Annotated in this window: 13 protein-coding genes; 7 read left to right on the forward strand and 6 right to left on the reverse strand. The window is 65.3% G+C overall.

Annotated elements, in window-relative coordinates; genetic code table 11:
* Nucleotides 1-151: 151 nt before the first annotated feature.
* Complete coding sequence (locus tag SPHN_RS12825) at nt 152-1,981, reverse strand: ABCB family ABC transporter ATP-binding protein/permease (protein ID WP_248523861.1); 1,830 nt, start codon at nt 1,979-1,981, stop codon at nt 152-154.
* Nucleotides 1,982-2,102: 121 nt separating this feature from the next.
* Between SPHN_RS12825 and SPHN_RS12830 the strand changes: the two genes are divergently transcribed.
* Nucleotides 2,103-2,333, forward strand: a complete 231-nt coding sequence (locus tag SPHN_RS12830; protein ID WP_248523863.1) for a hypothetical protein — start codon at nt 2,103-2,105, stop codon at nt 2,331-2,333.
* A 73-nt stretch (nt 2,334-2,406) separates the two neighbouring features.
* Here SPHN_RS12830 and SPHN_RS12835 read toward each other — a convergent pair whose 3' ends face one another.
* From SPHN_RS12835 to crtY, 4 genes are all read right to left on the reverse strand, one after another.
* Nucleotides 2,407-3,354: a phytoene/squalene synthase family protein gene (locus SPHN_RS12835; RefSeq protein ID WP_248523865.1), complete on the reverse strand. Its 948-nt coding sequence runs from the start codon at nt 3,352-3,354 to the stop codon at nt 2,407-2,409.
* A 112-nt stretch (nt 3,355-3,466) separates the two neighbouring features.
* A complete protein-coding gene (locus tag SPHN_RS12840) occupies nt 3,467-4,048 on the reverse strand; it encodes a TIGR00730 family Rossman fold protein (RefSeq protein ID WP_248523867.1) in 582 nt (193 codons plus the stop codon).
* Between the two features lie 196 nt (nt 4,049-4,244).
* Nucleotides 4,245-5,723, reverse strand: coding sequence for a phytoene desaturase (locus tag SPHN_RS12845; protein ID WP_248523869.1), 1,479 nt, complete (start codon nt 5,721-5,723; stop codon nt 4,245-4,247).
* On the reverse strand, nt 5,720-6,886 hold the full coding sequence (crtY, locus tag SPHN_RS12850; RefSeq protein ID WP_248523871.1) for a lycopene beta-cyclase CrtY: 1,167 nt from the start codon (nt 6,884-6,886) through the stop codon (nt 5,720-5,722). Before crtY ends, SPHN_RS12845 begins: the two co-directional genes overlap by 4 nt.
* Nucleotides 6,887-7,274: 388 nt before the next feature.
* Between crtY and SPHN_RS12855 the strand changes: the two genes are divergently transcribed.
* Complete coding sequence (locus tag SPHN_RS12855) at nt 7,275-7,835, forward strand: GNAT family N-acetyltransferase (protein WP_248523873.1); 561 nt, start codon at nt 7,275-7,277, stop codon at nt 7,833-7,835.
* Here the strand turns inward: SPHN_RS12855 and SPHN_RS12860 are convergent.
* Entirely contained in the window at nt 7,819-8,007 is a 189-nt protein-coding gene (locus tag SPHN_RS12860) for a hypothetical protein (protein WP_248523875.1), read from the reverse strand. The two genes, SPHN_RS12855 and SPHN_RS12860, sit on opposite strands and share 17 nt — an antisense overlap.
* Before the next feature lie 294 nt (nt 8,008-8,301).
* Here SPHN_RS12860 and SPHN_RS12865 point away from each other — a divergent pair, with 294 nt between their 5' ends.
* From SPHN_RS12865 to SPHN_RS12885, 5 genes are all read left to right on the forward strand, one after another.
* Nucleotides 8,302-9,120: a sterol desaturase family protein gene (locus SPHN_RS12865; RefSeq protein ID WP_248523877.1), complete on the forward strand. Its 819-nt coding sequence runs from the start codon at nt 8,302-8,304 to the stop codon at nt 9,118-9,120.
* Nucleotides 9,041-9,475 carry a DUF2141 domain-containing protein gene (locus tag SPHN_RS12870; RefSeq protein WP_432715090.1) on the forward strand — a complete coding sequence of 145 codons (435 nt, stop codon included), beginning with the start codon at nt 9,041-9,043 and terminating at the stop codon, nt 9,473-9,475. The genes SPHN_RS12865 and SPHN_RS12870 overlap by 80 nt, the downstream gene beginning before the upstream one ends.
* A gap of 68 nt (nt 9,476-9,543) precedes the next feature.
* Entirely contained in the window at nt 9,544-10,407 is an 864-nt protein-coding gene (locus tag SPHN_RS12875; protein WP_248523879.1) for a MipA/OmpV family protein, read from the forward strand.
* Nucleotides 10,408-11,023: 616 nt separating this feature from the next.
* Nucleotides 11,024-12,043, forward strand: a complete 1,020-nt coding sequence (locus tag SPHN_RS12880) for a ferritin-like domain-containing protein (RefSeq protein ID WP_248523881.1) — start codon at nt 11,024-11,026, stop codon at nt 12,041-12,043.
* 77 nt (nt 12,044-12,120) lie between these two features.
* A complete protein-coding gene (locus tag SPHN_RS12885) occupies nt 12,121-13,131 on the forward strand; it encodes a ferritin-like domain-containing protein (RefSeq protein ID WP_248523882.1) in 1,011 nt (336 codons plus the stop codon).
* Nucleotides 13,132-13,175: the final 44 nt, after the last annotated feature.

Below are 13,175 nucleotides of genomic sequence, written 5' to 3' on the forward strand. Positions count from 1 at the left end.
CTCCGTCATGCCGGACTCGTTCCGGCATCCACCCGTCCCCGAAATCGAAACGTGCGAGTTTGCGGAACGGTGGTCCCCGGAACAGGTCCGGGGTGACGGCGTGTGGTATGGCGAGCGTTCGCCGTTAAACCAGGCGCCTGAGGCCCACCCCCTACTCCGCCGCCAGCGCCCCTGCATCATCCCCAGCCCGCTCCTGCGCCTGCCGGTTCCACATCTCCGCATACACGCCGCCCTGCCGCAGCAGGTCCGCATGCGTGCCCTTCTCGACGATCCGCCCCGCCTCCAGCACGACGATCTGGTCCGCATGCACCACCGTGGACAGCCGGTGCGCGATCACGATCGTCGTCCGCCCGCGCTCGATCGCCTCGAGCGTATCGAGGATCTCCGCCTCGGTCCGGCTGTCCAACGCGCTCGTCGCCTCGTCCAGAATCAGGATCGGCGGGTTCTTCAGTAAAGTCCGCGCGATTGCCACACGCTGCTTCTCGCCGCCCGACAGCTTCAACCCGCGCTCGCCGACACGCGTCTCATACCCCAGCGGCTGGCGCTCGATGAAGCCCGCGATGGCCGCACCCTTCGCGGCAACCTCGACCTCAGGCATCTCCGCCCCCTCGCGACCGTAAGCGATATTGTACCCGATCGTGTCGTTGAACAGCACCGTATCCTGCGGCACGATCCCGATCGCAGCCCGCAACGAAGCCTGCCGCACTTGCGCGATATCCTGCCCGTCGACGGTAATCCGCCCGCCCGTCAGGTCGTAGAACCGGTACAGCAGCCGCGCGAGCGTCGACTTGCCCGCGCCCGACGGCCCAACGACAGCCAATGTGGAACCTGCTGGCACGTCCAAATTCAGGTCGCTCAGGATCGGCCGCCCCGCGTCATAGCCGAACGACACCCCCTCGAACCGCACATGCCCCGCGCTTACCGCCAGCGCGGGCGCACCCGGCGCGTCGACGACGGTGGCCGGCGTATCGATCAGGTCGAACATCGCCGCCATGTCGAGCGCACCCTGCCGGATCGTGCGATACACCATCCCCAGCAGGTCGAGCGGCCGGAACAGCTGCGCCAGCAGTGTCGACACGAACACCACGTCGCCCGCCGACGCCTCGCCTCGGCTCCACCGCCACACGACGAACCCCATGCCGCCCGCCAGCATCAGGTTGGTGATCAGCGCCTGCCCGAGGTTCAGCCACGCGAGCGAATTTTCGCTCTTAACCGCAGCCTCGGAATAGGCCGTGATAGCCTGGTCGTACCGCCGCGCCTCGCGCTCCTCCGCACCGAAATACTTCACCGTCTCGAAGTTCAGCAGCGAGTCCACCGCATGCGCAACCGCCCCGGTATCGAGGTCGTTCATCCGCGCGCGCAGCGCATTGCGCCAGTCGGTCACCATCCGCGTGAAGAGGATATAGCCGACCACCATCACCACCGTCGCGACGACCAAGGGCCAGCCGAACTTGGTCCAGAACAGCCCGAGCACCAGCACCAGCTCGAACACGGTGGGAGCGATGTTGAACAGCAGGAAATACAGCATCGTGTCGATGCTCTTGGTGCCGCGCTCGACCACCTTGGTGACCGCGCCCGTCCGCCGCGACAGATGGAAATCGAGGCTCAGCGCATGCAGATGGCGAAACACCTGCGCTGCCAGCCGCCGCGACGCATCCTGTCCGACGCGCTCGAACACCGCGTTGCGCAGATTGTCGAACAACGTCGTCCCGAACCGCGACGCCGCATAGCCGACCACCAGCAACACGACCAAGGTCAGTGCCCCGCGATCGTCCCCCGCCATCCGGTCGACCGCGTATTTCAACGTAAACGCCGCGCCGAACACCTGGATCAGCTTCGACGCGATCACGAGCAGCATCGCGACGACGATCCGCACCTTCAGCTTGGGCTGTCCCGCCGGCCACAGGAACGGCAGGAAGCGGCGAAGCGTCGGCAGCAACGGCTGGTCCGCGCGGGTGGAGGTGTAGGTATCAGGGGGCATGGATCGATGCGATGTAGGCGCAGTCAAGCCCCGGTAAAAGCAGTTGGGGGAACAATCCTGCCGCTTCGTCGCTTTTATCGGTACGTCCTGCCGCAACGGCCTGTCGCAACCGGAGAGTGAAATGGAACCGCTGTTCTACGTCATGGCCATCATGGGTTGCGGCGACGGCAATGTGAACTGCACCGAGGTGCGCGTGATCCCGGCACGCTACGAGACGATGGCGCAATGCCGCGCCGCGTTGCCCGACCAGCTGGCGCAGAACACCGATGTTCCCTACCCGATGATCGGTGCCAACTGCCGTGCGAGCGGCATGGCCATGGCGAAGGCCGGCAAGGCCAAGCCGCAGGGCTAAACTGTTTCCCGGCGAAGGCGGGCACCCAGACTGGACTCCCGCCTTCGCGGGAGAACAAGCTAGACGCCGGTAGTTAGCGAGGCCGCGTCCACAGCCGAGGATCCCTCGGCGCCCGCGGATACAGTGTCTCCCGCCGCGCCGCTTGGCGCCCCGCCTTGGCGATAAACCCCAGCTTCTGCATCCCCGAGGTCGTCACCCGGTGGTCCCACGCATGCTCGCCCCGAGCGGCAACAGTCCGCCCGATCGCGCCATAGATTCCCGCCGCCGACAATACCGCCCACGCCGACCGGAACGACAACGCCGGCGTCCCCTCCCGCGCGCTGGCCTCGAAAGCCGCAGCTCGCTCCGCCATCCGCTTCGTCAACACGGCGAGCCGCGAGCGAAACGGCGGCTTCATGTGCTGACCCGGCGGAAAGTCCATCTCCACGAGCCAGTCCTCGGGCAGATAACACCGCCCGACCCGGTCATCCTCCTCGACGTCGCGCGCGATATTGGCGAGTTGGAACGCCATCCCCAGGTCGCACGCGCGATCGAGGGTGTCCTCGTCGTCGGGATCGACGCCCATCGCGATCGCCATCATGCACCCGACGACACCCGCGACATGGTAGCAATATTTGTAGAGATCGTTTTCCGACCGCGGCCGCCACTCGCGCGCATCGAGCGCAAACCCCTCGACCAGATCGCGCGCGAACCGCTTCGGCAGTCGGGTTTCGGCGGCGAAGATCCGCAGCGCATCGAAGGCCGGTTCGCCGACCACTTCGCCCGCCAGCGCCTGCTCGGTCATCGCCGACAACTGCACCAGCCGGGCAGGGGCGTCGTCGACCACGGTCATGCCGTGGCCATGATCCTGCCCGTCCGCGATATCGTCGCACCGCCGGCACCACGCGTACAGCAGCCAAGCCCGCTCCCGCGTCGGCTTGTCGAACAACAGGCTGGCCGCCGCAAAACTCTTCGATCCCCGCGAGATCGATTCGTGCGCGGTAGCGACGATCGCCTCCCGGCTTGGAAGCGCCTGACTCATTCTAGTCCCCCCGCGAAAGCGGGGGCCCAGGACCACAAACGCCGCGCCAGCGGCTTCTGGGCTCCCGCGTTCGCGGGAGAACGAGAATAGGCGGAGCTTACCGTCTCGATCTTCACAAATCCGACGCGTTCATCCGCACGATCGGCTGCGTCGGCACATGTTCCGCCATCCGGTCGAGCAGCACATCCAGCGTATCCGCCACGATCAGCAAGTCCCGGTGCTGCGGCCGCAGAAACCCGACCTCGCCTATCTTCTCCCAGAACGCGATCAGGTGGTCGTAATAGCCCGCGGTATTCAGCAACCCGACCGGATCCGCATGATAGCCAAGCTGCGCCCAGCTCAATGCCTCCCACAGCTCGTCCATCGTCCCGGTTCCGCCGGGGATCGTCACGAAACCGTCGGAAAGATCGGTGAACATCTGCTTCCGCTGATGCATCCCCGTGACGACGTGCAGCTCGGTAAGCCCGCGATGCGCGACCTCGGCATCGACCAAGGCTTGCGGGATAACGCCGATAACCTCGCCGCCGCCCTCGAGCGCGCCATCGGCGATCGCACCCATCAGCCCGGTCCGGCCGCCGCCATAAACGAGGCCAATCCCCCGCTCGGCAAACGCCAGCCCCAGCGCGCGAGCGCCTTCGATATAGGTGGGATCAGCCGGCGTCGCCGACCCGCAGTACACAGCAAGTCTCTTCATTCTGCCTCGCTAGGGGAAGCGCGCGGGGTGCTGCAAGGGAAGAATGGGTTCACGCGGAGACGCGGAGACGCGGAGGTGTCTCTTTCCGGACAGCGCTCGCGCTGTCTTCACTGAGGTTCCGCAAATCGTTGGAGACACGGTCGCTGCGCGACAAGCGCGACACCTCCGCGTCTCCGCGCCTCCGCGTGAACAAACCTTACTTCTCGCCTTCAAGCATCAAACGAGCCGTAGCCTTAGCACTCCCGACAACCCCAGGAATGCCAGCCCCTGGATGAGTCCCAGCGCCCACGAAGTACAGGTTCGGAATATGCTCATCGCGGTTGTGCACCCGGAAATACGCACTCTGCGTCAACACCGGCTCGAGCGAGAACGCGCTCCCCAGATGCGCATTCAGATCCTGCGCGAAATCCTTCGGCGCGTACGAGAATTTCGTCACGATCCGCTCGTGGATATCCGGGATCAACCGCCGCCCGATCTCGTCGAGGATGCGCTTCTCCAGGATCGGCGCGATCTCGTCCCAGTCGACCGGGAACTTCCCGAGATGCGGCACCGGTGCCAACGCATAGAACGTCGAATGCCCCTCCGGCGCCAGCGACGGATCGGTCACGGTCGGGTGATGCAGGTACAGCGAGAAATCTTCCGACAGCACGCCGTGATCGTAAATGTCCTCGAGCAGCCCCTTATAGCGCGGCCCGAACAGGATCATGTGGTGCGGGATGCCCGGCCACGTGCCCTTGATTCCGAAATGCACCACGAACAGCGACGGCGAGTATTTCTTCCGCTCGAGCGACCCGGTCTTGCGCTTGGCACTGCGCGAGGTCGACAGCAGGTCGCGATAGGTGTGCATGATGTCGCTGTTCGCGGCCACCGCATCCGCCTGACCCGACCAGCCGCTCGCGCACGTCACACCCGTAGCACGGTCGCCGAGAGTCCCGATCGACGTTACCGGATCGTCGAGCCGCAGCACGCCGCCCAGTCGCTCGAACTGAGTCACCAGCGCCGCCACCAGACGGTTGGTGCCGCCGCGGGCGAACCACACCCCGCCGTCACGCTCCAGCTTGTGGATCAGCGCATAGATCGCGCTCGTCGTCATCGGATTGCCGCCGACCAGCAGCGTGTGGAAGCTCAACGCCTCGCGCAATTTCTCCGACTTCACATAGCTCGACACGATCGAATAGACCGAGCGCCACGCCTGGTATTTCGCCAGCGCCGGCGCCGCCTTGATCATCGACCCGAAATCGAGAAACGCGACATGGCCGAGCTTTTCATAGCCCTCGTGAAACACCCCCGCCGAATATTCCAGGAACTTCTCGTATCCCGCCCAGTCGCCGGGCTGCAGCTTCTCGATCTCGGCGCGCATCTGGACGTCGTCGTTGCTGTAATCGAAATTCGTCCCGTCGGGCCAGTTCAGCCGGTAGAACGGCAGCACCGGATCGAGCGTCACGTCCTCGCTCATGTCGCGCCCGCTCAGCGCCCACAATTCGCGCAGGCAGTCCGGATCGGTGATCACCGTCGGCCCGGCATCGAAGGTGAAGCCATCACGCTCCCAATAATAGCCGCGCCCGCCCGGCTTATCCCGCGACTCGACGATCGTCGTCTGCACGCCCGCGGATTGCAGCCGGATCGCGAGCGCCAGCCCGCCAAATCCTGCGCCGATGACGATTGCGGTCTTCATGGTCTCATACTGCCTGCGATGGCGCGCACGGCGCGCGCGATGGGGACGGGGGGCTTGCCGGTCAGGACGCGCGCCTTGTCGGTCATGGTCGAGCGTCCGGCATAGAAGCGACCGATCAAGGCCGGCGACAGGCGGTAGAAGCGTTCGAGGATGCGATAGCGTTCCTCGGGCTCGGACGCGCGGAACAACATCGTGTCGAGCATCCGGTAGAAGCCGCGGCTTTTCCACGTCGCCCGCGCCATCGCATGCGTCGTGTCATGCAGTTTCGCGCCGGAGAAATCGCTGAGACCCGCCAGCATCGACGCCGTCCGCACCGCGTCCGGCAGCGAATAGCCGGTGGTCGGATGAAACATCCCCGCACGCATGCCCGCCTTGGCGACATGTGCCCCGCCCGAGCGCCAATACGCCTCGAAATCGCCGCCCATCGCGACCGGCAGCACACCTGATTCCACGCGCGCAGCCTGCGCCACGGCCCAGCCGCGAGCCTCGGCATAGTCGTGGACGCGGGTCGTGAGCGTCTCGACATCGAGGTCGGGGGTGTCGCTGTAATAGGTGTCCTCGACGAACATCCGGTCGTCGGCCAGCGGCAGGCAATAGATGAAGCGATAGCCGTCGATCTGCGGCACGGTCGCGTCCATCACGATCGGCGTGGGGCTATCGTGCGGCGCCTTCAGCACCAGTTCGCGCCCGACGAACTTCTGCCATGCCAGATCGAGCAGCGACAGGTCGCCAGGACCCCGCGCGTCGATCACACCCTTGGCTTCGATCCGGTCGCCGTTCGCGAGCACTACCGCGGTCGGACTCGCGCCCGACACCTTCTGCCCGAGCATCAGCGCATCCGCCGGCAAAACCCGGCGTACTTCGCGGTCGAGCCGCTCGCTCTCGATCGAAAAATAGGTCTCATCGATCGTCCGCGCATGCGCCGGAAAGCGCACGTCATAGCCCTGCCATGCGTGCACCACGAGCGGCGCGACGATCCAGCGAGCGCCTGCCGCCACGTCGCTGCCGAAGAACGACCAGAGATGATTGCCGCCGACCATCGGCGCGGCGTCGATCAGCCGCACGTCGAGCGCCGGATGCTTCGCTTTGAGCGCCAGCGCGATCATCCCGCCGGCCAAGCCCGCGCCAACGATCGCGACGTCGCAAGAAATCGTCGATGCCATCCCCCCGGACTAGCGCAAACCGCCCGCCGCGAAAACAACCTTTCCCGGGCAATCGAATGCGAAAACAACCTGCATCGCCGGAGGGCACCGGAAGCCCAGAATCCCGCAGTCGCCCCTTCCTGGAAGGGAGGGGAGCCAAACTTCCACCATGTATGGATGGTATAGTCAGTACCACCCCGGCGAAGGCATTGGCGCAAATGGGAGACGCGCGAGACGACGGTAGCGCGCCGTTATTCCACCTCCTCGCCCGGACCCCGGACCCCGGCCTCCGCCAGAGGGAGGCGTCCGCCGCAGGGGTCTTTGCTCCAACGGTCGACCTATTCGCTCAGCAAGGGAGACGCGCGACCAAAGGATACCCCCGCCGCCAAATCCGCCCTAAACTCCCCCGATGTCCGCCCCCACGCTTACCACCGCCCGCCTGACGCTGACCGGCCACGTCGCCGCCGACCTCGAGGACTGCGCCGCGATGTGGACCGACCCGCGCGTTTACACGATGATCGGCGGGCAGCCGCGCACCCGCGAGGACGTCTGGATCCGCCTGCTCCGCTCGATCGGCCAATGGACGCTGTTCGGGTACGGCAGCTGGATCGCGCGCGAAACCGCGACCGGTCGGCTGATCGGCGAACTCGGTCTCATCGAGGCGCGCCGCGCGATCGAGCCATCGATCGATGCGCGTTCGGAATTTGGCCCCGAAGTCGGCTGGACCCTTACCGGCGCCGCGCAAGGCCAGGGCTACGCTTCCGAAGCGCTCGCCGCGATCCTCGCCTGGACCGACGCGCGAATCCCTGCGACGACCTGCATCATAGATCCCGCTAACGCCTCTTCGATCCGGCTCGCCGATCGTCTCGGCTACCGCCTGCACACCACCGGCACCTACCGGGACGCGCCGATCCTGATCTTCGACCGCACCGCGCCTTCACTAAATCCCGGGGCTATTGCTGCGCGGTAACGACCGGCTTCTGCACCGAAGCGATCGGCATCGGATCGCCCGCCCGGTCGTAGAACGCCATCAGCACCAGCCCCAGCGCCAGGATGCTGCCAGCGATCACGTAGATCAGCCCCTTATGGTCCTTGCCGGTATCGTGGCCCGTATCCCCGCGTGCGGCGCTGTGGTTTGCCATGCATCACTCTCCGATTGGCAGGTCATCCTGCTCTGAAAGGAAGGCTAACATCTTTCCGCACCCTGCATAGAGCCTATCGCAACCCCAAGAGATTCTCGGGGGATGGGCCCCAAGTCCGCGGAGAGAAAATGGTAGTTACGTGACGTTCGTCCGTGTGTCCGCAAGTGAGCGCTTGCTGCCTGCCAACCAACCCCTGACCCTGATGCGAAGCTTTTGATTCTTGCATCGCACCCATCACGGCCCGCCACCGCAAACCCCATTACCCAACGCGCCGAAATCCCCTATGGTACGCTCATGTGGCTTGCCATCCTCCTCTCCGCGATCGCGATGACCGTGATCGTCGGGGTCCGCTATCTCGTCGTCTCCGGCGCGTTCGCCGCCGTCACGCGCGCGCGTCATCCGGGGCTCTATCGCGGTCTGGATGCGCAGATGCGGCGCGAGATCTGGTGGAGCATCGCGTCGGCGGCGATCTACGGCGTGCCCGCAGGGATAGTCGCCTGGGGCTGGCAGAATCGTGGCTGGACGCAGGTCTATAGCGACGTCCACGCCTATCCGCTCTGGTACCTGCCGGTGTCGGTTCTCGCCTACATGGTTGCGCACGACGCCTGGTTCTATTGGACGCATCGCTGGATGCATCGGCCCAAGCCGTTCAAGCTCGCGCATGCGGTCCATCACGCCAGCCGCCCGCCGACCGCGTGGGCCGCGATGGCGTTTCACCCGATCGAGGCCATCACCGGCGCTGTGATAATTCCGCTACTGGTCTTCCTGATTCCGATCCATGGCGGCGCACTGGGTCTGGTACTGACGATCATGACCGTTATGGGGGTAACCAATCACATGGGGTGGGAGGTTTTCCCCCGGTTCATGTGGCGCGGCGCACTGGGGGGCTGGCTGATCACGGCGAGCCATCATCAGCGCCATCACGAACAATACGGGTGCAACTATGGCCTTTATTTCCGCTTTTGGGATCGGCTTTGCGGCACCGACAAAGGACTTGGCGATTTCGCCAAATCGCACGCGAAAGCGGCTGCGCGTGTCGCGGTTGCCACCGGTAGCGGCGGGCGCGCTGGCGTGGCTGACGCTGGCAGCAACGGCACCCGTCACGCGGCTTGACGTAGAGATCGACAATATCCGCTCGGCAAAGGGCGTGATCCGGATCTGCCTGACCGCCGACCCCGACAATTTCCCGGCCTGTGTCGACGACGCCAACGCGCTCACCCGGTCGATCCCCGCCAACGTCCATATCACCAGCTTTCCGGGTCTTCCCCAGCGCGGGTATGCGCTCGCGGTGATCCACGACGAGAACAACAATGCTAAGCTGGATACGCTCGCGGGCATCCCGCGCGAGGGATATGGCTTCTCGCGCAATGCCGCCGTTCGGTTCGGTCCGCCACGCTTTTCCGCCGCCCGGTTCATGGTTGCCGGTGATGCCGAATTGCAACAGGTGAAAATGCGTTACATCTTCTGACCGATCGTAGCGGACCGAAAAGGGTTTCGCCGCGTTGCGGCGGGGAACCTTTTGTCCGGAGCATTTCCTTGCGCGCACTCACTCTCTTCACGTCTGCCGCAATCGCGGTGCTCGCGATCGCCACGCCCGCGCTCGCTCAGACGGACCCAAACCCGTCGCCGCCGATCACCGACCCGCGCGACAACAACCGCGTCACGGTCGCGCTCGGCGTGGTGTCGATGCCAGACTACGAGGGCGCGGACAGCAATTCCTTCACGCCCGCCGGTGCGTTCGTTGGCACGGTCCGCGGCCATGACTTCTTTCTCCGCGGCACGCAGCTGTACTTCAACCTGATCCCGAACACGGGCGAGGTCGGCACCAATTTCGAACTCGGTGTCATCGGCGGCGTCCGTCGCGATCGCACCGGCGACATCGACAACCGCCAGGTCCGCGCGCTCGGCAAGATCGACACCGCCTACGAACTCGGCGGCTATGTCGGCGTCGCCCGGACCGGCGTCATCACCAGCGATTACGACACGCTCACCGCGCGCGTCGCGTACGTTCACGACGTGTCGGGCACGTACGACAGCTACGTCGTCACGCCGCAGGTGAACTACACCACGCCGCTTTCGGTGCGCACGCTCGTCTCGCTCGGCGTGTCGGCGGATTATGCCGGCAAGGGCTTCGGCCGCACCTATGCGGCGGTGACGCCGATCGGCTCGCTCGCTAGCGGCTTGCGCACCTACGACGTCAACGACAGCGGTTTCCGCCGCGTCAATGCGTCGCTGTTCGTGGTGCAGAGCCTGTCCGGCGATCTCCGCCACGGCTTCGGCGTCGGGGCTGGCGTGCTCTACGGCCGCATGGTCGGCAAGTACAAGGACAGCCCGATCGTCGCCGACGTCGGCGACGCCGACCAGTGGCTCGGCGCGATCGGCCTGACCTACACCTTCTGAGCCAAGCCCTCTGACCCATCGATCCTCCCCCGCAAGGGGGAGGTGGCTGGCCTTGCCAGACGGAGGGGGAGGTAGCGCAAACGCCGGTTCAGTGTCCTCCCCCTCCGTCGCCTACGGCGCCACCTCCCCCTGGCGGGGGAGGATCGTAAGGTAGAGATTCGACGAAAAGCCCCTACCTTGAAGGGAAGGGGAAAGTAGACCGCAAGGCCTCAACCGCCAGCGACTTCCCACCGACGAGAGCCAGCCGGCCACTAAAACTGCCGCGGCCAAAGCGCCCCGAAGCTCCCGCAACGCCAGCCACCGAAGCTCCCGCAAAACCGCCGCGACCCGATCTTCCGAACGCTCCCGCGAATTCGCCCCGAGCGCCTTCGCAAGACCGCCCCGCCGCCGCTTCACCACACCGCCACCCCACCTGAAATTTATTTCACGACATTGCCGTTAATGCTGCGTCCATTTCCCCATTGCGTCCGTTTCTCGAAATGGACGGCAGATTTCTGCCCGCAATAGAGCGCGTTACGAGTCGGGCCTTGGCGACAGGGTGTTACTCTCATCGGTCCGGATTGTTCGATTGTTTTAATAACTCCGACGTCTGCAACAACAAGGGGAGGACCCTGATATGACCGAGAGCGTGCACCTGATCGAAGCCCTCGATGCGCGAGTGGAACGGCGCAGCGAGCGGCGTGAGTTCTTCAAAAATGCGCTTGGCGCCGCTGCGATCACCGCGGCCGGTGCGACCGCCTTGTCGATGTCAAGCGCCGCGGCGGCCCAGTCCGTCACCGATGCGGACGTCCTGAACTTCGCGCTCAACCTCGAATATCTCGAGGCGCAATTCTATTCCTACGCCGCCTATGGCACCGGGCTCGACAACAGCCTGCTCGGCGGCACCGGCACCCAGGGTGCGGTGCGCGGCGGTCGCCAGGTCAATTTCACCGATCCGATAGTCTCGCAATACGCCCGCGAGATCGCGCAGGACGAGATTGCGCATGTCAGGTTCCTCCGCACCGCGCTCGGCACCGCCGCCGTCGCGCAGCCTGTGATCGACGTCAGCGTCTCGCCGACCAGCGCTTTCTCGCTCGCCGCCCAGGCCGCCGGGCTCGTGCCCGCCGGCACCGCGTTCGATCCCTACGCCACCGACGAGGCGTTCCTGCTGGGCGCGTTCATCTTCGAGGACGTCGGCGTGACCGCGTACAAGGGTGCCGCCCCGCTGTTGACCAGCAAGGCGTATCTCGAGGCCGCCGCCGGCCTGCTCGCGGTCGAGGCGTATCACGCCGCGATCGTCCGCACGACGCTGTACGGCAAGGGCATCGCGACGCCGTCGCTGCGCACCTCCGCCGATGCCATCTCGCGCGCACGTGACAGCCTCGACGGTGGCGGCGCCAACACGACGATCTTCGGTGCGAACGACATCGATCAGGGCATCTCGTCGTACAGCGCGACGCCGATCAACCTCGCCACCACGCAGGCCGCGGTGACCGTGTCGAACATCGTCCCGCTCGACAGCAACGGCGTCGCCTATAGCCGCTCGGTGAGCCAAGTGCTCAACATCGTCTATCTCAACAATGGTGCGGCATCGGCCGGCGGGTTCTTCCCGAACGGCATGGCCGGCAACATCAGGACGAGCACTGCGGCAGCCTGATCGATCGGCCCGATCATATCGGCCCGATCACCTCAGCCCAGCCCAACGCTCATCTTCGCTATTCAGGGATTAACCCAATGACCGATCTCAATACCAAGCTCGAGATATTCGATGCGATTGCCGCACGCCGTAACGAGCGTCGCGGCTTCCTCCGCTTCGCCGGCGGCTCGGCCCTCGCCATCGGTGGCGCAAGCCTGCTTGCGGCCTGCGGCAACGACGATGAAGATCTCGCACCCGCTCCCACGCCGACCCCGACACCGGCCGCCGCCATCAACGATGCGGATATCCTCAACTACGCGCTCAACCTCGAATATCTCGAAGCGCAGTTCTACGCCTTCGCGGCATTCGGCGTCGGGCTGAACGCCAGCCTGCTGACCGGCACCGGTACGCAGGGTGCCGTCACCGGCGGCGCACAGGTACCGTTTCAGGATGCGATCGTCCGCGAATATGCCCGCGAGATCGCGATCGACGAGGTCGCGCACGTCGCGTTCCTGCGTACCGCTCTCGGCACCGCCGCCGTCGCTCAACCGGCGATCGACATCTCGGTTGGAACGGTCGCCGCGCCGGGTGCGTTCACGGCCGCAGCACGCGCAGCCGGCGTCGTCTCTGCATCGCAGGTGTTCAACCCCTATGCCGACGACAACAGCTTCCTGCTCGGCGCGTACATCTTCGAGGATGTCGGCGTCTCGGCGTACAAGGGCGCAGCGGCGCTGATCGCCAACAAGACCTATCTTGAGGCGGCCGCCGGCATCCTCGCGGCAGAGGCCTATCACGCTGGCCTGATCCGCACGATCCTGTACCGCAAGGGCTTGGATACACCGTCGCTGCGCACCATCGCGGGCCAGATCAGCGACGCGCGCGACAGCCTGGACGGCAGCAGCGACATCGATCAGGGCATCACCGGTACCGATGCGACGATCTCGAACATCGTCCCGACCGACGCCAACGGTCTGGCCTATAGCCGGTCGATCGCGCAGGTGCATAACATCGCCTATCTGACCAATACCGCAAAGATCGGCGGGGGCTTCTTCCCCAACGGGACCAACAACCGCACCGACGCACTTCGGAGCAGCGGCGCCAACGCGTGATCGCCGTCACGGACTGAAACAGAAATCTCGGATCGCGGCGCATT

The sequence above is a fragment of the Sphingomonas faeni genome, assembly GCF_023195535.1.
Classification (GTDB): Bacteria; Pseudomonadota; Alphaproteobacteria; order Sphingomonadales; family Sphingomonadaceae; genus Sphingomonas; species Sphingomonas faeni_B.